Origin of the sequence: Vibrio sp. 10N.261.55.A7, assembly GCF_002877365.1 — a bacterium.
GTDB lineage: Bacteria > Pseudomonadota > Gammaproteobacteria > Enterobacterales > Vibrionaceae > Vibrio.
Genome location: NZ_MCWZ01000287.1, coordinates 2,595 through 21,636 on the forward strand (window position 1 = coordinate 2,595; position 19,042 = coordinate 21,636).

The window sequence follows — 19,042 nt, forward strand, 5'->3', positions numbered from 1 at the left end:
AGTGTCAAACACTTTTTAAAATTACTTTCGAAAGACATTCCGTCTTACTGAACATTGCTGAAGCCCTGTGGCGTCTGCCGTGTCAGTGGATGCGCATTATAGATAGTTCGTTGTTGTTGGCAAGCGTTAAATCACGTTTTATTCAAGAAAAAAGCCTAAGTGAACAGTTATCACTCACCCTCTGGTTTACGCACCAGTTAATCAACCCCAAAACACAGCTTTCACACACAACCCTGTGGATAACTATCATTTCTAATGCAGCATTCTACGAGAGGCTAATCATCACTATCAAAAAAATAGGAGACTCTGGAGCGAGGATTCAAATACTCTTTTACTTTGTCTGGCAGTTTATTTGGAAGAATGGCATTCACTATCTTTATCTCTTTTTCAGCGAGATCAATAATTGGCGCCTGAGTTCTTGGAACAGAAGGATCATAGATAAGGACATTTGGAAAAAGAATATGCTTAGCGTTTACTGAAATCACCAACCCAACCATCTCATTAGACAATTGAACCACCGTTCCCGGCGGGTAAACCCCCATAAACTTTATCAGTATGTTTAGGTTGTCATTGCAGTATAGGTGCTTACATTTCTTATATAGATGTGAAAGCGCGACATAAGGGATTTTCTGATCGGCAGGATTCATCGGATGGCATAGGTTGTCATAGGCATTAGCAACAGACACCACCTTAGTCAGTTCATCGATATCTTTCTCTTTTAACTTGTCAGGGTAACCAGACCCATCATTCAACTCATGATGCTGCGCTATGACTGTTTTTGCGGCCTCAGGAAATGCTTCCATATTAGCGGCTAAATCCAATCCATATTTAGTATGCAACTTAAGGTAGTTGATTTCAGGCGTAGTGAGCGGCGTTTGCTTTCTAATTATAGCGGCAGGTACTTTTATCTTTCCCATGTCGTGGAAAAGTGACGCAAAGGCGATATCTTTTATCTGTTGAACATCCATCCCTTTCGCTTTGGCTATCATCATTGCAATGACAGACACATTCAATGAATGAAAATAGATATCTTCTACTTCACTTTTACTGTTCATTAAATGCAAAGTGACGCCTTCGTTACTTAAAAGCTTATCAACAATACCATCAACTAACGAAAGTGCTTCATCGACGGCCTTTTCAGGACGATTGCGAATTTTGTTCATCACTGCTCTCATTTGAGCAAGAGAACGTTCAAATTCCTTCTCACACTTGATCACCTTACGACGATAGGCGCCCAGTTCTTCAATTCGGTTTTGCTTCTCTTCCCAAAGTTTCTTTGCTTCTAAATCAACTTGGCCGTCTTCAGGAGTCGGATCTTTCGCAGGTTGATTTGCAGGTAAAGGCTGTGTGTCACTTTGGGCTGGATTGATAAATACGTGTTGAATACCCAGATGTTTGATCATTCGTATCTGGTCTTCGCTTTTTATTTTAAAGCTATTGAATAAGAAGGGATGATCATTCCACTTTACAGGAAGTCGGACATGCAACCCTGGTTGAAGTCTATCAACCGAAATTTTAATACTTGCCACAAATATACATTTTAGTTATTAATCTCCGCTCGGATATTAACGAAATTAATTTTAAAACGCACCTATTACATTGTTGAAAAATAAGGCACTACTATAAATATAACTTAACGCACGAGTTCACAATATAGCTGCCAGCGAACACCAAACATATCTTCTATCTTGCCAAATTTGGCACCTGAATAGATGTCCGATAGAGGCATCATTATATGCCCTCCCTCTGTCAGCTTTCCGAAGATTCTCTCTTGCTGATCTATGTCATCCAATACTAGAGACAGTGCAATGTTATTCCCTGTCATCTCTCTGGCAACAACACCATCGGACATCATTAACTTCATTCCAAGTGCTTCAAACTCGGCGTGCATCACCCAGTCAGGTTGCGCTCCTGGAATTTGCATGGGTGCATCTCGAAAGTACTGCTTTGACGTTGTTTCACCACCAAAGCATTGGCTATAGAACTCTAGTGCTTCTTCACAACGACCAGAAAAAAACAGATACGGGGTAAGTTGAAACATAGCTATCTCCTTATAAGCATTAATAAAAGATAGTTGAAACAGCACGCCTTTCACACCCTAAAAATGCATTTCTTTTGTTTTCTTTGGCATGTGTTAATTGAGTCACCTTGTCGTTATACAATAGCCCACTATTCCGTGACCTTTTAACAGAACACTATTTAGTATGGCACAGCGACTCAACGATAACTTCTTTTCACATCTTTAGAGAGCAAGGTTCCTACTGGGTACCCTAATATTTAAATACAAAAAAGCCCCAACAAGAATTGAGGCTTCCGTATACGAATATATGAGCTAGAGGGGTACACCCTTTAATTTAGTTCGCATGGAAAATCTGTTCTGTATCAAGAGAAGTCATTGAACGAATTTGACGCCACAGGTAATAGAAAATACCAAACATCATTATCATGCTTGGTATGGCGATAACCGGGTAGCTATACAGTGTTAATTTTCCCAGCTCTTCGTTAAATGCGGTCGTACCAGCTGGGCTCGTCACAATCCAAGTAGTGAGGAAGTAGTTCATGATAGAAGAGAACGCAAAGGTACTCGCAAACAGGTAGTTCGAAGTAATAAGGCAACGTTCAAACGCCTCTTCTTTTCCCGCCTGCGCCAGTTTCTCTTTAATCAACGGCAGATTCAGCACGGTATCATTAAAAATGACTTTTTTGACGATTGGATAACGAGTGAAGGTGGAACCTAATACAACCAGGCCAATAATGCCTGGAATCAAGGCTTCTTTGAGCGCTAGCCAACGAGTATCAAGCTCTAACAAGCCAATGCCCCCCGTCAATAACACACTGACAAAACCTAGAGCAGCAATGAAGTTAAACTTTTTATTGCGTATTAGATCCATACCGCCATAAGCAACAGGAAACGCCAAAGCAACAACCAAAGCCATCACCGTACCAAGGTGTTCTTCCCCGCTAAACTTCATCAAAATAAAAGAAGGAAGAAAAACATTGAAGATGACTTCGAACAAAGGGTTCGATTTTTTGTTTTCACTATTACTCATAATTGTCCATTGGTTAATATCGTGTTCGATCTAAGTGCTTGGTGATTGTTCATTGTCCTGCGCCATATGTAAAGCCCCTTTAAAAATGTCAGTGTAACGACTTATGATTTAGCGATTTTTTAAGATCTCTTTCAACTATACAGTTATTGATTCAATACAAAGGGTTCAGAACAGAAAGCAAGGAGGAATATAAGTAAGCGGACGAAATAAAAAGCAGGCTCTAAAACGACGAAAGGCCGCTATAAAAGCGACCTTTCTATATATGGTACCGGTAGGCGGACTGATTGGACAGGCATTCCTGCCGCCACCGCGAAGGCAACGCTTCCCACGCCCTAGATACAACAAAGCCCCGACTTTCATCGAGGCTTTATCATTTAAATATGGTACCGGTAGGCGGACTTGAACCGCCACGCCCGAAGGCAACGGATTTTGAATCCGTCGTGTATACCAATTTCACCATACCGGCAGTATCTTGGGGCATTGCCCTTTCGATGATTGGCATTATACGTAAGAAGCTTTAGCGTGCAAGAGCAAAAGATTGAAAACTCTTTTGTTTGCCGATAATTTAGCCAGTAATTAAAAAGCTGTGCGTTGGGTCTCTTTCAACACGCGTGGTAAGCTATATCCTGACGCGCAAATTGATTAGGTAAGTTTTCTATTTATGAGCAATTCAAACTCTCTTCCTCCAGCAGGTTTACTGCGCCGACTTGGTGCCCTGCTTTATGATTCATTAATCATCATGGCCATTGAAATGATGGCAGCGGGTGTGGTCATTGCCGTTATCTTTGCCCTTAATGCAGCGGGGATTCTAAGTTATGGCGAATACAGCGATGCAGCGGACTTAGTCGGCAAACACCCGATAATAAGCCCTCTCTTCACATTCTACCTGGCTGCAGTATGGATTTACTTCTTTGTTTTCTTTTGGACACGAGCTGGTCAAACGTTGGGAATGCGAGCGTGGAAGCTTCAGATCCGCAATAGCGATCGTTCGCCAATTTCGGTCACACAAGCCTTGATTCGAGTCGCGACATCAGGATTTGGACTTGCCAATTTCTGTGTGCCGTTTGACCCTAAAAAACGTGGCTTCCACGATATTTGGGCAAAAACTGAAGTAGTGGTACTGAAAAACGCTCAATAAGTGACGATATAACTAACGATAAAATAGGCAACCTTCCTAGGTTGTCTATTTTATTCACCGGATCTCATCCTTAAAAAAATTCTTTTACAATGCTTGGGTATTGCTCGGTATACAGCCAGTCATTACTTTGTCTCGGAGCATGGCACCCCTGACAAAATTCTTTGTTTGGGCTCACATTCTGTTTTGGCTCTGCATCAAACATTGCCCAACCCCAGCCGTCTCCCCAGTTTACGTTATCAGTAAAACGACCTTCCGTATCTTTAATCATGACAAAGAAAACATCGTTGCCACGTTGATGAAACACCGCGCCAGTGGTCAAACGTTCACCTTTCGTCAATTTCACGTCTTTGACAAACAGAGTGCCATCTGGCCATTGACCCGTTTTATTGTAAGCGTCGATGGCCTCTTTTTGCGTGTAAATACCATTGATATTTTGTGGGGTTACCTTTTCTTCGGATAACACAACCGTCGTGCCCACATGGACGAGCTGAGTCTGAAAATCTGCTGGAAACGTAATGGCTCCCGTTTTATCCACTAACTCTTTATATGTGTCAGTAGGTTTTGAAATATCTGCTAATACAAAAGAAGAAGTCAGTAAAGTAATAGTAAGAAATGTATATTTAGATAACATGTTAAGATCCTATAAGGTTTTAATAGAGCTCATTCTCTATCACCTTCTATTCAGGGGACAGTTAGCGCCTTACAGTTGAACTAACAGGTAGGCTTACAAGGGAAATGGTACTTTCCCTCATTCTGTTGCGCTGCCATTAAAATGCTTCACCGAATCGGATGTAGTAACTAGTATGGCCATCTTTAGATACAGCTACGTCGGCTCCAACACTGAATCTTTCTGTTGGATCGAGCATGTAGCGAATACCGACACCGGTTGATGGAATGATTTCAGATGCCCCCTTTGGTTGCACTGAGGATTTCTTACTCTGGACATAAGCAGCTCCTGCGAACGCAACGCCACTCCATTTCTCAGTAATTTGATGGCGGTATTCAACCTCGGCTTGATACACCGATTGACCACGTGCCTTATTCCAATCAACACCTCGAAGCTCTGGAGCCACCATTTCGTAATCAGGTACATTCCCAATTAGATGCTCTGTTATTAAACGGTAAGCAAATACGTTATTGTCAGCGACAGGGAAGAACTGGCTAAAATCAGCATCTATACGATGGTAAGGTTTACCCGAATTTCGATCTTCGTAATGCATTGTGCTAACGTCCAGCTTCACACCTTCGGTTGCCCCCATCATTTTATCCCGAGTATCGTAAGTCATTAGAAAGCCAGCAGCCGTACTGCTACCGCTCATTCTTTGTTCAAATTCATTTTTCATCTCTGGGCTCAAAGGTGGATCGTTGGCTACTTTCGCAGAGCCACCACTCCAAACACCATGAAGACCTACATATAGGTCTTCCACGATTTGCTTTTTCACTGTTCCATAAGTAAACGAAGACCCGTTTGTATATTTGATCGGCTTAGGCAATACAAAACCGATGGATCCGTAATGATTTAAATTTAGCTCGAAGTGGCCTCCATAAATGCCCGCGCGCCATTCGTCGTGGGAAAAAATGTGCTCATGCCCCAGCACTAACATGCCACTCTGGGTATCCGTATATTGGCCATAGGCGAATGAAATCGATGGATTTTCAGTTCCTGCTGCTCGGTCATGAATGTACATGGCCGTTAAACTCAAGCCATTGCCGAGTGCATCGTCTGTTACAGGTGCAGGTAAAATCGCAAATTTACGCCCCCAAAGACTGCTATCTTCCGTATTTGTATCTATGTTTTGTTGTTCTGATACAGAAGCAGCATCAGTTTCGGGCTCACTTTCATTAGCGAACGTGAAAGGTGTAGCAAGCAAGAACGCGAGCGATAAATAATTTGGTTTCATGATGAGGCACCTATCTAGACAAGAGAAAATTGTTGAGCATCAAACGAATTCAAGTAATCGCGCTCATCCCTTGAAAATCTGCAGGTGCTTCCCTTATCGCACTCAGTAAACAATATGTAGAAACACTGTTTCGAATGTATTCTATCTATAGACTAATTGCCCCTCAAAATAGGAACCATTCACATTTTGAATAGATACAATAAAGCCCTGTATTAGACAGCGCTTTATTGCTCAAACATTGCGATGCTGACAATCAACTCAATCAACTCAATCAACTCAATCAACTGATTTAGGGTGAGTCATCTGATTAGAATATGTAGGCGTAGCGCAGTTTCACTGTGGATTCAGTACCGGAAACATAGCCACCTATTGGCGAGTTTTCACCGATGTAGCGAGTTTTCATTCCCGTACCTCGATTATTAGCAGCAAAACGTTCATGCACTAGCATCAACTTATGACGCTTATCTTCAGTCAAATTAGCGGTCACATTAAATTCTGCTTTCAATGTTGAACCCAATGCGTCCGAGTTCCAGTATGCGTATTGCGGATGGAAAGTCGCGGAGATGCGATCATTAAATTGATAGTCCATTTTCACATTAAGCTGAACACCATTATCAGTAATACGCCCGCTTGTTGTTTTATTATCAATTGTCGCAAGTGTTGGGTTTACTCTTAAGCTAAAGCCATCCCATGTATTTTTGTAGGCGATACCCAACGCACCAACTTGAGGGCCTTGCCCTGACCAATCACCCTTAATTAAGTCCACAGATAGGCCGTAGTTGTCGTCCCAATAGCCATACCCCCAGTTACGTGCGACTGATATTTTTCCTTCACGATTCCACTTTGCAGCAAGCGTGTTGTCCCAATTAAGACCTAGAAAATCAAAACCTACGGCTCTAAAAAGCGTCTCGACTTGTTGTCGTTCTTTTTTAGTCGCTTGCTTATCTACTGTTTGAGCTGACTCATACCCTACGACACCTATCAACGTCGTCGCCTGAGCGCTGCCTATAAAAAGAGACAAGCCTAATGCTGTCAATATAAATTTGTTCATCGTCTTTCTCATGTTTTAGCGGTCAAGACGATTCCATGTCTTCGATTAAATTAAGGGAGAGAATAGAACGAACGGCTAAAGGATAGTAATTAGATACTATTCAATTTACTAATATTAGGCAGGATATAAAAAGCCCCCGAACGGTGTCGAGGGCTTAAAGTATGCACACTTTTTAGGATCGTTTGCTTTAGAGTTTTCTTCTCATTAACGCTATAGCAACCGTTAAGAACACAATGCTCGGAGCAATGGCACCGAATGCAGGAGGGAAACCATACACCAAGCTTAATGGTCCAAAGAACTCACTCGATATATAGAAGGTGAAACCCGCTACAACGCCAGAAAGTATTCTTGCGCCCATGGTAACGGTTCGTAGTGGGCCAAAAATAAACGATAACGCCATCAACATCATTACGGCAATGGAAAATGGCTGAATCACCTTACGCCATAAGGCCAATTCATACCGCGAAGAATCCAACTCAGACGCATTTAAGTAACCAACATAGTCAAATAACCCAGAAAGAGAGAGTTCTTCAGGTTTTACCGTGACTACCGCCAATTTATCTGGTTCTAGTGAGGTCGTCCAACGATACTCAGGTAGCTTATCTTTAGACAACTCAATCCCATCGCGCATATCGGTTACTTCAACGTTTTTCAGCAACCACTCATTATCTTGAAGGTAATCGGCAGATTTTGCGTATACCACCGTTTCAAGCTCTTTATTGGCATCAAAACGCCACATATTAAGCGACAGTAATTCGTCATCATCGACTTTTCCAATAAAGATAAAATCATTGGCATCACGAGCCCAAACCCCAGTTCTCACAGATAGAAGCTGACCACCCGATGTCGCAAAAGCTCTTAAGTCTCGCGCCATCTTCTGTGCTTGAGGTGCACCCCATTGACCAAGCAAGGTCACAACGATCATCAGAGGAACAGCGGTTTTTAATACCGACATACCAATATCAAGTTTTGAAAACCCTGACGCCTGCATGACCACTAGCTCAGAGCTTGACGCCAACATGCCTAAGCCGATCAACGCACCGAGTAGCGCAGCCATAGGGAAAAACATCTCGATATCCCGAGGAATACTCAAGACAACAAATAACAACGCTTGAATCAAATCGTAGGTACCGTCTCCGACTTTTCTCAGTTGCTCTACGTACTTAATGATCGCAGATAACCCAACAAACGTCGTTAACACCAAAGAGGTCGTCGCAATGATCGTTTTACCGATATATAAATCTAGAATCTTAAACACTGGCTTTGGCTACCTTTTTTTGTCTAATACGATCTTTGAATTGTCTTACTGGGATACTGTCCATCATGTTCGCACCAATCGCAGCAAGCAACAGAGCCGTATTAATCGGCCACATACCCACCATAATAGGGATTGACCCATCTTCTATCGCAGATTTAGTCGCACTGATTGATAAAAAGTAGGCAAGATAAATCAATATAGCCGGGCCCATTTTGGCAAATCGCCCCTGACGAGGGTTAACCGCAGACAGTGGCACCACCAACATGGTAAGCAATGGAATACAAAGCACGAGGGATATTCGCCACTGCAGTTCTGCGTGCGCACTTTTATCGCCACTTCGGATCAAATCAATCGTTGATTTTGCTTCCCAGTCACGCCATTTGGGTTTGACATCTCGCTGTCCAATCAGGCCATCATACTCATCGAAGTTGGTATTTCGATAATCAAGTCGAGTCGGAATCCCTTCATAACGAATACCGTCATACATGGTGATGACTTGTCGACCGTCGCTCGTCTCTTTTACATCACCAGTATCAGAAAACATCACACTTGGCAGAATCGTACCGCTTGGACGCAGTTGCGCGACAAACACGTTGTACATCTTCTTATCTTGAATATCATCGATAAATACAACAGAAGAGCCATCTGGCGTACGTTGAAAGGTACCTTTTTGCAGTAAATCGACCGTATTCTCAGATTCGAGCTGCTCCATTAACTGCGTCTCTTTTTCTTGACTCCAAGGGGCAAGCCAAAAAGAGTTAAACGCTGCAATTGCACCTGTGATCAACGCCAAATACAAGGCGGCCTGAATCAAAAATTTATTCCCGATCCCTGTCGCGTTCATCACCGTTATCTCACTTTCTGCGTATAAGCGGCCAAAAGTGAGCAAAATACCGATGAAAAGACTTAACGGAAGCATCAACAAACCCATCGTCGGCATGTTCAAACTTACAATCGATAAAATCATACGTGCAGGTATTTCACCGTCAGATGCCTCTGCCAGTACACGGATAAACTTTTGGCTCAGAAACACAAGAAAAAGCACGAAAAATATCGCTAATTGGCTTTTGAGTGTCTCGCGGATCAAATATCTAACAATAATCACGCTGAAAGTACCTATAGAAAACTTGTTTTTTTGGTTGAATCACTATAATTTCCCGATGAACCTTTTATTTTTAAAATTTTCACTAACTGTTAGTTCGCTTAATTAAAACGTAGTTCCAAGTATGGATTCAACAAGTAAGCTCGCATTATCTAACATTTAGTTCTATTTGTCTTCAGGATGTAGGAGTACGCATGGAGTTCAACGTAAAAAGTGGCAGTCCAGAGAAGCAACGCAGCGCTTGTATCGTTGTTGGAGTGTTCGAACCAAGACGCCTTTCTCCGGTCGCAGAACAGCTGGATAAAATCAGTGATGGCTACATAAGCTCATTACTTCGCCGTGGTGATCTTGAAGGAAAGCCTGGTCAGATGCTACTTCTGCATCAAGTACCCGGTGTTCTATCTGAACGTGTTTTGTTAGTCGGTTGTGGTAAAGAGCGTGAGCTTGGTGAGCGCCAATACAAAGAAATCATTCAAAAAACCATCAGCACTCTAAACGAAACAGGTTCTATGGAAGCAGTGTGCTTCTTAACTGAATTACACGTTAAAGGCCGCGATACTTACTGGAAAGTGCGTCAAGCAGTAGAAGCCACCAAAGATGGCCTTTACACGTTTGATCAATTCAAGAGCAACAAGCCTGAAACACGTCGTCCACTGCGTAAATTGGTCTTTAACGTACCAACACGTCGTGAACTTAGCCAAGGCGAAAAAGCGATTGCTCATGGCCTTGCTATCTCATCGGGTGTTAAAGCGTCTAAAGATCTTGGCAACATGCCGCCAAACATTGCTAACCCTGCCTACCTTGCCTCTCAAGCTCGCCGTTTAGCGGATGATTACGAAACCGTCTCTACAAAGATCATCGGTGAAGAAGAGATGGCGAAGTTAGGCATGACGTCTTACCTAGCTGTTGGCCGTGGTTCTAAGAATGAATCTATGATGTCTATCATGGAGTACAAAGGTCATGCCGATCCTGATGCGAAACCGATTGTACTTGTGGGTAAAGGCCTAACATTCGATTCAGGTGGTATTTCTCTTAAACCAGGCGAAGCCATGGATGAGATGAAGTACGACATGTGTGGTGCCGCATCTGTATTTGGCACGATGAAAGCACTAGCAAAACTGAACCTGCCTATTAACGTAACTGCTGTTCTTGCGGGTTGTGAAAACATGCCTGGCAGCAATGCTTACCGTCCAGGTGACATTCTAACCACCATGTCAGGTCAAACCGTTGAAGTATTGAATACCGATGCGGAAGGCCGTCTCGTTCTTTGTGATGCTTTAACGTACGTTGAGCGTTTTGAACCAGAGTGTGTCATTGACGTGGCTACATTGACCGGTGCTTGTGTTATGGCGCTAGGTCACCACATCAGTGCGGTTCTATCAAATCACAACCCACTGTCACATGAACTCGTTAACGCTTCAGAGCAAGCAAGTGACCGCGCATGGCGCATGCCAATGGCTGACGAGTATCACGAACAGCTAAAGAGCCCGTTTGCTGATATGGCAAACATTGGTGGCCGCCCAGCCGGTACCATTACCGCTGGCTGTTTCTTATCTAAATTTGCTAAGAAATACCACTGGGCGCACCTAGATATCGCAGGAACAGCTTGGAAATCAGGTGCAGCGAAAGGCTCTACTGGTCGTCCAGTCTCAATGCTTGTCCAGTTCTTGCTCAACAGAAGTGGCCAAGAAGGCGAAGAGTAATCTTCCAAAGGGCCGAAAGGCCCTTTTTTATTATCCGTAATAAACACGACAGCAACTTCCAACACAAATCACTGAGAGAACATGGCCAACGCAACCTTCTACATTGTGAGCGAACAAAGCCCTCAAGCTAAAGAAGCGGGCTTTGATACTTATGTACTTTTCCTCAGCCAACACTTTGCGAATCAAGGCGCTAAAGTATATTTAAACTGCCACGATCAAACGCATGCAGAGCGACTGGCGGAGCTATTTTGGCAAACAGATTCGGACGATTACATCGCTCATAATTTGGTTGGGGAAGGTCCCAAGTATGGGACGAATATAGAGGTAGGTCATCAGAATGCCAAGCCAAATTGGAATCGCCAAATCGTAATTAATTTGGCGGATAATAATACAACCTTTGCGCAGCAGTTCTCCGAGGTGGTAGACTTCGTCCCTTGCGAAGAAAATGCTAAGCAACAGGCTCGAAATCGGTATAAAATCTACCGACAAGCAGGCTTTAATCTGCAAACAATCGAGATCCAACATCCGTAGTTAAACCTCATAGTTAAAGCTATCTTTGAATTTATCGTCAAGAAGCTTCACTTATGAAGTTTGACCAAGATTAACCATTCACAGTATCCGTTTAAGAGCACTATGGAAAAGACATACAACCCAACATCAATCGAACAAGCTCTGTATCAGACTTGGGAAGAGAAAGGCTACTTTAAGCCACACGGTGACACATCAAAAGAAGCGTACAGCATCATGATACCGCCACCGAACGTCACTGGTAGCCTGCACATGGGTCACGCGTTCCAAGATACCATCATGGATACGCTTATCCGTGCCCAGCGTATGAAAGGCAAGAATACACTTTGGCAGGTGGGTACTGACCACGCGGGCATCGCCACTCAAATGGTTGTTGAGCGTAAGATTGCTGCTGAAGAAGGCAAAACAAAACACGACTACGGCCGTGACGCTTTCATCGACAAGATCTGGGAATGGAAAGGCGAATCAGGTGGCACGATCACTCAGCAACTTCGTCGTCTTGGTGCCTCTGTAGATTGGGATCGTGAGCGATTCACTATGGATGACGGCCTATCGGCTGCGACGCAAGAAGTGTTTGTTCGTCTATACGAAGAAGACCTCATCTACCGTGGTAAGCGTCTAGTAAACTGGGATCCGAAACTGCACACTGCGATTTCTGATCTTGAAGTTGAAAACAAAGACAAAAAAGGGTTCATGTGGCACTTCCGCTACCCGCTAGCGAACGGTGTAAAAACAGCTGATGGCAAAGACTACATTGTTGTAGCAACGACGCGTCCAGAAACTATGCTTGGTGATACTGGCGTAGCCGTAAACCCAGAAGATCCACGTTACAAAGATCTTATCGGTAAAGAAATCCTACTTCCTGTTGTTAACCGTCTCATCCCTATCGTAGGCGATGAGCACGCTGACATGGAAAAAGGCACAGGTTGTGTAAAAATCACCCCTGCTCATGACTTTAACGATTACGAAGTGGGTAAGCGCCACAGCCTACCAATGATCAACATCCTAACGTTCAACGCTGATATCCGTGATGCTGCTGAAGTATTCACAACCAACGGCGAAGAAAGTGATGTTTACTCTACAGACATCCCTGCTAAGTACCAAGGCATGGAGCGCTTTGCTGCTCGTAAAGCTATCGTTGCTGAATTCGAAGAACTTGGTCTACTAGACGAGATAAAAGATCACGACCTAACCGTACCTTACGGCGACCGTGGTGGTGTGGTTATCGAACCGATGCTGACTGACCAATGGTATGTGCGCACTGCACCTCTTGCAGAACCTGCAGTGAAAGCCGTTGAAGATGGTCAAATCCAGTTCGTACCTAAGCAGTACGAAAACATGTATTTCGCGTGGATGCGTGACGTGCAAGACTGGTGTATCTCTCGTCAACTTTGGTGGGGCCACCGTATCCCAGCATGGTACGACAACGATGGTAAAGTTTACGTAGGTCGCACTGAAGAAGAAGTTCGTGAAAAGAACAACCTAGCACCAGTTGTTGTGCTTAAGCAAGACGACGACGTACTGGATACTTGGTTCTCTTCTGCACTTTGGACGTTCGGCACGCAAGGCTGGCCTGAAGATACTGAAGCACTAAAAACATTCCACCCATCTGAAGTCCTAGTATCTGGTTTTGATATTATCTTCTTCTGGGTTGCTCGTATGATCATGATGACCATGCACTTCGTGAAAGACGAAGATGGCAAGGCTCAAGTCCCTTTCAAGACGGTTTACATGACGGGTCTTATCCGTGATGAAAACGGCGACAAGATGTCTAAGTCAAAAGGTAACGTACTTGACCCAATCGACATGATTGACGGCATCGGCCTTGAAGAGCTAGTAGAGAAGCGTTGTGGCAACATGATGCAACCTAAACTGGCTGCTAAGATCGAAAAAGCAACACGTAAAACTTTCGAAAACGGTATCGAACCATACGGTACTGACGCACTGCGTTTCACTCTTGCTGCTATGGCTTCAACTGGCCGTGACATCAACTGGGACATGAAGCGTCTTGAAGGTTACCGTAACTTCTGTAACAAGCTATGGAACGCAAGCCGTTACGTACTGATGAACACAGAAGAGCACGATTGTGGCATGTCACTGTCTGTTGAAGACCGTGCAAACATGGAATTCTCTCTAGCAGACAAGTGGATTGAATCTCAGTTTGAAGTGGCAGCGAAAGAATTTAACGCTCACCTAGACAACTACCGTCTAGACATGGCAGCCAACACGCTTTACGAATTCATCTGGAACCAATTCTGTGACTGGTACCTAGAACTAACGAAACCTGTTCTTTGGAAAGGCACTGAAGCTCAACAGCAAGCAACTCGTTACACGCTGATCACGGTTCTAGAGAAGACACTGCGTCTGGCTCACTCTGTTCTTCCTTACATCACTGAATCTATCTGGCAAAGCGTTAAGCCGCTAGTAGACGGCGTTGAAGGTGAGACAATCATGACGCAAGCGCTTCCTCAGTTTAACGAAGATAACTTCAATGCTGAGATCGTAGAAGACATCGAATGGGTTAAGACTTTCATCACTGCTATCCGTAACCTACGTGCGGAATACGACATTGCCCCAAGCAAAGGCTTAGAGGTAATGATTAAAGTAGCGGATGAAAAAGATGCGGCTCGTATCGAAGCAAACAAGATCGTTCTTACTTCTCTAGCGAAACTAGATGACATCAAAGTACTGGCTGATGGCGAAGTGACGCCAGCTTGTGCAACGAAGCTTGTTGGTAAATCTGAATTGATGATCCCAATGGCGGGTCTTATCGACAAAGATGCAGAACTTGCTCGTCTAGATAAAGAAGTGGCTAAGACTCAAGGCGAAATCAAGCGTATCGAAGGTAAGCTAGGTAACGAAGGTTTCGTTGCGAAAGCCCCAGAAGCGGTTATCGCGAAAGAGCGTGAAAAGCTTGAAAGCTACCAAGAAACGCTTGTGAAGCTTGAAGAGCAAAAAGCGACCATTGCAGCTTTGTAAATCACATAACTGATTGATCAAAGGCCGGCTTTTTAGTCGGCCTTTTTTTATTTTCAACGATATGAGCTAACTTTTCTCACCATAATTGATTGGATAACTTGAGGTTTATATTCTAATTTTATAAGAGAACATAAAATTAGTAGGGTTTATAAATGCGACCACTTTTTTCCATCATGGGAACAATAATTCTGTTGCTTAACTCCTCATTTCTTCTAGCTCAGGAAGATAACAAGGTGATTAAAATCGCGGCAGGAGAATGGCCTCCGTTCATTGGGCAAGAGTTGGAAAACTTTGGACAAGTAGGGAAAACGATTCAGGAAGTGTTCGCCCAGCAAGGCTATCAAGTTGAGTTCCATTTCTTGCCTTGGAAACGCGCCTTTAGTAAGACAAATGATGGGGAGTTTGTCGCCACGGCGGTATGGATGTATACAGAAGAAAGGGCCGAATTATTTCACTACAGTGATCCGGTGGCGCAAGAGCAGTTTGTCTTTTTTCACCTAAAAGATAGCCCTTTCGAGTGGCAAACTCTCTCTGATATTCAAGGCTCTCATTTAGGCGGTGGACTGGGGTATAGTTATGGAGGGCAACTAGACAGCATGATAGAAAAAGAACAAGTCACAATCCATAGAGTCGAAGGCGTTCAAAAGGCGTTCCAACTGCTTGAATACCAAAGAGTTGACCTCTTTCCGGAAGAGAAGCACATAGGGCTATTCTATCTAGATAAAATGCCCGTTGAAACTCAAGAAAAAATCACCTATCACCCAACACCTTTCCTCGCCAACGACAGCTATCTCATGTTTTCGAAGAATCATCCGGAAGCTGACAAACTCCTCAACATATTCAATCAAGGACTCGCGGCACTTAAAGAGGCACATTAGTGAAAGTGCACTGTATCTCCCCTTTTCTCCAGTTCCTGTTTAAATGGCTTTATTTAAAGGAACTGGCTTAAACGACCCTGTTCTGCGCCCTTCCTTGTTGAAAGGCAACAATGTTGTCTATCAAAATATCGGACAGCTTCTGAATCGAAGAGTCGCTTCCCCATGCGACATGAGGTGTTAACAACAAATTCGGTAGGTGCATATTCTGAATGAGTGGATTGCTGTCATCCGCAGGCTCTTGAGTAAATACATCAACGCCGGCTGCGCCTATTTCTCCTGATTTTAAAGCATCAACCAGCGCTTGTTCATCAACAAGGCCGCCTCGACCCGTGTTAATTAAAATTGCGTTCGACTTCATTTTCTTAAGTTCCGGGCCCGCAATTAAATTCGTTGTTTGATCACTCAAAGGACAATGAAGAGTGATGGCATCCGACAACTGCAACACCAACTCGAAAGGCAAATAGCCCTCGCGACAAGTGGACATATCGTTTGCATCACCACCTTTTCTCTCTGCAAACAGCACGTTCATACCTAGCGCTTTCGCTAAAGTAGCCGTTGCCTGCCCCAAAGCACCGCTGCCAATCACGCCCAATGTTGATCCCGCAATATCGCCAATTGGATGAGTAAAGAAGCAAAACTGTTTATCTCGCTGCCACTCTCCGGCCGCAATATCTTGATGGTACCCAACAAGGTTGCGTCTTAATGCGAATAGCATTGCCATCACGTGTTCGGGTACCGATTGAGTCGCGTATCCCTGAACGTTGGTCACCGCAATGTTCGCTTGCTGACAATAGGCAACATCAACATTGTTGTATCCCGTTGCCGATACGGCAATGAGTTTGAGTTTTGGAAGCTGAGACAATACAGACGCGGTGAGCACAACCTTGTTGGTGATCACGATGTCAGCATTGTTCAATCGCTCGATAATCTGGCTGTCAGAAGTGAAGTCATACTCAATCCACTCGTGTTCAAACGGCAATGTCGTCAATGAGATATGGCGTGGAATTGTCGCTCGATCTAAAAAAACCACTACAGGGCTGTTCATATGTATTCCTTTATTGGCTAATACCTAATTCTTCACTTCCCACATTACCAATGTCGACGATTTATCCGTTTGTTATTAGCAGCGCGGAAGCGTTTTATAGTCTGGCAGTGTTTCAGGGCAATCATAATGCTGTAAAACTTCAGCTTTCGCTTCTGGATAGAAATCACATGGCACAAATATGGTTTGTCTTTCATTGGTCGATGGATGGTAAAAACTCAGCTCTGCTGCATGCAGATCCAATCGCGAACTGAAAGCAAGCGCTTCTGGCGTCGCATAGAACTCATCACCAACAATAGGGTGACCCAGTGCCTGCATATGAACCCTCAGTTGATGAGACCGACCAGTAATAGGCAAAAGGCGAACAACCGATGTTTGCTCTTCTAGTTTGACGGATTGGTAGCCCGTTTGAGAGGGTTTTCCATCATCAAAACAGACTTTCTGTCTTGGCCTATTTGGCCAATCGCATATGAGTGGCAGATCGACTTCACCTTGTTCAGGATTGAGATGCCCCCATACGCGAGCGTAATATATTTTGTGGGTTAGTCGATATTGAAACTGCTTTTTCAATGACCGTTCTGCGTCTTTATTTTTAGCAAGCAGCATCAACCCTGACGTCGACATATCCAACCGGTGTACTACTTGAATCTCAGGGTACTCCTCAACCAAACGACTCCACATACTGTCGTAATGCTCTGGCAACCGTCCAGGAACGGAAAGAAGCCCCGGTGGTTTGTTTACCGCAAGAATATCATCATCTTCATAGACGGTTTCAATCCAAGGGTCGGTTGGCGGTATGTATTCAAGCATGGCCATAAAAACGAGATCTCTGATGAAAAAAACGAATGAAATTATAGCAGCTATCCCCACTCCCTCGAACGATTAGATTTGGATGCACTAATTCGTAAATTTTTATTGACGAGACTGTGAGTTATGATATCAATGTAAGATATTGACAAGTGATTTTATTATAAAAACAAATAGATATAGGAATAACAATTAACATGGATGATACGCTAAACACTCCCGAAAAAGCTAAGGCTCCCCTTTCAGCCTTACTGCAGTCACTCGGCCCAGGAATCATGATGGCCGCAGCTGCAGTTGGTGGTTCACACTTAGTTGCATCAACAAAAGCGGGGGCGATTTATGGCTGGCAACTCGCGGGTCTCATCCTCCTAGTCAATCTATTAAAATACCCCTTTTTCCGCTCTGGTGTTCAGTACACTATGGGAACAGGCGAAAGCTTAGTCGAAGGCTACTCAAAGCTTGGTCGACCTTATCTGTGGGCATTTGTGACCCTTAGCGCCGTGTCGGCTGTCGTCAATACGGCTGCTTTATTATTATTTAGTGCAAGTTTATTGGGCTACTTTATCCCTGTCGATCTCCCTATCAACGTGCTCTGCGGCATTGTACTGCTTACCTGCTTAATGATTTTACTGGCGGGACACTATAAAGCGCTTGATGCACTATCCAAATTGATCATGGCGACATTAACCATAGCCACATTGATTGCAGTGAGTATCGCTTTTACCAACGCCGAACCGACCGTTGCTACAACGGCTGCTGAGTCGCCTTCCCCTTGGACACTTGCAGCGATCGGCTTTATTGTCGTCACGATGGGCTGGATGCCGGCCCCAATTGAAATATCCAGCATCACGTCGATGTGGTTGAAGAGCCAAAAGAAGCACCAAGACGTGACGCCTCAGTCTGCACTGTTTGATTTCAATGTGGGCTATATCGGCACAGCCGTGCTTGCCATGGTCTTTCTCGCGCTAGGGGCATTGGTTCTCAATGGTAGCGGTGTTGAATTGGCGCAATCGGGCGTGGGGTTCTCTCACCAACTGGTTGGTATGTATGCATCGACAATCGGTGAGTGGTCTCGCTACCTTATCGCAGTGATCGCTTTCTTCTGTATCTTTGGTAGTACGATTACTGTTATTGACGGCTACGCGCGCGTTATTTCTGAGTCACAGCGTTTATTCAAGAATCAAGCAGATATAAACCCGAAAGCAACCCAAGGGTGGATTCTTACTGTGTCCATTTGTGCGTTTGCCATCATTGTTTTTTGGACATCAGCACTTATGCCAATGCTGAACTTTGCTATGATCATGGCGTTTGTCACCACACCGTTCTTTGCGCTGCTTAACTTTATTCTCGTGACAAAAACACCACTACCAAAAGCACTCGCCGTCGGTAAGAAACTGAAAGCCCTTTCAATCGTTGGGCTAATTTACCTCTTTGGTTTCCTTGCTCTATTCATATGGTGGAAATGGCTAGCGTAATCCGCGCAACAAAGCGTCCCCGACAAAAAGAAAAAGGCCTTCACTGTCATAGTGAAGGCCTTTAAAATGGTCATTCTGCTTTATTGACTAATCAGCGAGCACACCCTTCGCTGCTTGTTAGCCGATCTTT

At 44.0% G+C, this 19,042-nt stretch carries 16 protein-coding genes and 1 tRNA gene; 6 read left to right on the forward strand and 11 right to left on the reverse strand.

What is annotated here, in order from left to right; translation table 11 throughout:
- Positions 1 to 275 precede the first annotated feature (275 nt).
- From BCU12_RS14465 to BCU12_RS14480, 4 genes are all read right to left on the reverse strand, one after another.
- Positions 276 to 1,529 (reverse strand): HD-GYP domain-containing protein, encoded by a 1,254-nt coding sequence (locus BCU12_RS14465; protein WP_102404964.1) that lies wholly within the window; start codon positions 1,527 to 1,529, stop codon positions 276 to 278.
- Positions 1,530 to 1,633: 104 nt separating this feature from the next.
- On the reverse strand, positions 1,634 to 2,041 hold the full coding sequence (locus BCU12_RS14470; protein WP_102404965.1) for a VOC family protein: 408 nt from the start codon (positions 2,039 to 2,041) through the stop codon (positions 1,634 to 1,636).
- A 313-nt stretch (positions 2,042 to 2,354) separates the two neighbouring features.
- A complete protein-coding gene (locus BCU12_RS14475) occupies positions 2,355 to 3,050 on the reverse strand; it encodes a VC0807 family protein (protein ID WP_102404966.1) in 696 nt (231 codons plus the stop codon).
- A gap of 381 nt (positions 3,051 to 3,431) precedes the next feature.
- Positions 3,432 to 3,516, reverse strand: a tRNA-Leu gene (locus BCU12_RS14480).
- Positions 3,517 to 3,711: 195 nt separating this feature from the next.
- On the opposite strand from BCU12_RS14480, the gene BCU12_RS14485 reads away from it, so the two are divergent.
- The gene (locus tag BCU12_RS14485; protein ID WP_102404967.1) at positions 3,712 to 4,188 is read left to right on the forward strand and encodes an RDD family protein; all 477 of its coding nucleotides are present in this window, start codon (positions 3,712 to 3,714) and stop codon (positions 4,186 to 4,188) included.
- 70 nt (positions 4,189 to 4,258) lie between these two features.
- On the opposite strand, the gene BCU12_RS14490 is transcribed toward BCU12_RS14485, so the two are convergent.
- From BCU12_RS14490 to lptF, 5 genes are all read right to left on the reverse strand, one after another.
- Positions 4,259 to 4,819 (reverse strand): cytochrome P460 family protein, encoded by a 561-nt coding sequence (locus BCU12_RS14490; protein ID WP_102404968.1) that lies wholly within the window; start codon positions 4,817 to 4,819, stop codon positions 4,259 to 4,261.
- 136 nt (positions 4,820 to 4,955) lie between these two features.
- Positions 4,956 to 6,089: a BamA/TamA family outer membrane protein gene (locus BCU12_RS14495; protein ID WP_102404969.1), complete on the reverse strand. Its 1,134-nt coding sequence runs from the start codon at positions 6,087 to 6,089 to the stop codon at positions 4,956 to 4,958.
- 307 nt (positions 6,090 to 6,396) lie between these two features.
- Positions 6,397 to 7,140: a hypothetical protein gene (locus BCU12_RS14500; RefSeq protein ID WP_102404970.1), complete on the reverse strand. Its 744-nt coding sequence runs from the start codon at positions 7,138 to 7,140 to the stop codon at positions 6,397 to 6,399.
- A 187-nt stretch (positions 7,141 to 7,327) separates the two neighbouring features.
- Positions 7,328 to 8,398, reverse strand: a complete 1,071-nt coding sequence (lptG, locus tag BCU12_RS14505) for an LPS export ABC transporter permease LptG (RefSeq protein WP_102404971.1) — start codon at positions 8,396 to 8,398, stop codon at positions 7,328 to 7,330.
- Positions 8,391 to 9,503, reverse strand: coding sequence for an LPS export ABC transporter permease LptF (gene lptF / locus BCU12_RS14510; protein ID WP_102404972.1), 1,113 nt, complete (start codon positions 9,501 to 9,503; stop codon positions 8,391 to 8,393). Before lptF ends, lptG begins: the two co-directional genes overlap by 8 nt.
- Positions 9,504 to 9,694: 191 nt before the next feature.
- Between lptF and pepA the strand changes: the two genes are divergently transcribed.
- The 4 genes from pepA to BCU12_RS14530 all read left to right on the forward strand — a co-directional run bounded on the left by pepA (position 9,695) and on the right by BCU12_RS14530 (position 15,588).
- A complete protein-coding gene (pepA, locus tag BCU12_RS14515) occupies positions 9,695 to 11,203 on the forward strand; it encodes a leucyl aminopeptidase (protein WP_102404973.1) in 1,509 nt (502 codons plus the stop codon).
- An 81-nt stretch (positions 11,204 to 11,284) separates the two neighbouring features.
- A complete protein-coding gene (locus tag BCU12_RS14520; RefSeq protein ID WP_102404974.1) occupies positions 11,285 to 11,734 on the forward strand; it encodes a DNA polymerase III subunit chi in 450 nt (149 codons plus the stop codon).
- Positions 11,735 to 11,836: 102 nt separating this feature from the next.
- Positions 11,837 to 14,710, forward strand: coding sequence for a valine--tRNA ligase (locus tag BCU12_RS14525; RefSeq protein ID WP_102404975.1), 2,874 nt, complete (start codon positions 11,837 to 11,839; stop codon positions 14,708 to 14,710).
- A gap of 152 nt (positions 14,711 to 14,862) precedes the next feature.
- Positions 14,863 to 15,588 carry a transporter substrate-binding domain-containing protein gene (locus BCU12_RS14530; RefSeq protein ID WP_102404976.1) on the forward strand — a complete coding sequence of 242 codons (726 nt, stop codon included), beginning with the start codon at positions 14,863 to 14,865 and terminating at the stop codon, positions 15,586 to 15,588.
- 67 nt (positions 15,589 to 15,655) lie between these two features.
- On the opposite strand, the gene BCU12_RS14535 is transcribed toward BCU12_RS14530, so the two are convergent.
- Together BCU12_RS14535 and rluA are read right to left on the reverse strand one after the other, a co-directional pair.
- Positions 15,656 to 16,633, reverse strand: a complete 978-nt coding sequence (locus BCU12_RS14535; RefSeq protein ID WP_102404977.1) for a D-2-hydroxyacid dehydrogenase — start codon at positions 16,631 to 16,633, stop codon at positions 15,656 to 15,658.
- Positions 16,634 to 16,708: 75 nt separating this feature from the next.
- Positions 16,709 to 17,446, reverse strand: a complete 738-nt coding sequence (gene rluA / locus BCU12_RS14540; protein WP_102404978.1) for a bifunctional tRNA pseudouridine(32) synthase/23S rRNA pseudouridine(746) synthase RluA — start codon at positions 17,444 to 17,446, stop codon at positions 16,709 to 16,711.
- Positions 17,447 to 17,634: 188 nt separating this feature from the next.
- Here rluA and BCU12_RS14545 point away from each other — a divergent pair, with 188 nt between their 5' ends.
- A complete protein-coding gene (locus BCU12_RS14545) occupies positions 17,635 to 18,912 on the forward strand; it encodes a divalent metal cation transporter (RefSeq protein ID WP_102404979.1) in 1,278 nt (425 codons plus the stop codon).
- Positions 18,913 to 19,042: the final 130 nt, after the last annotated feature.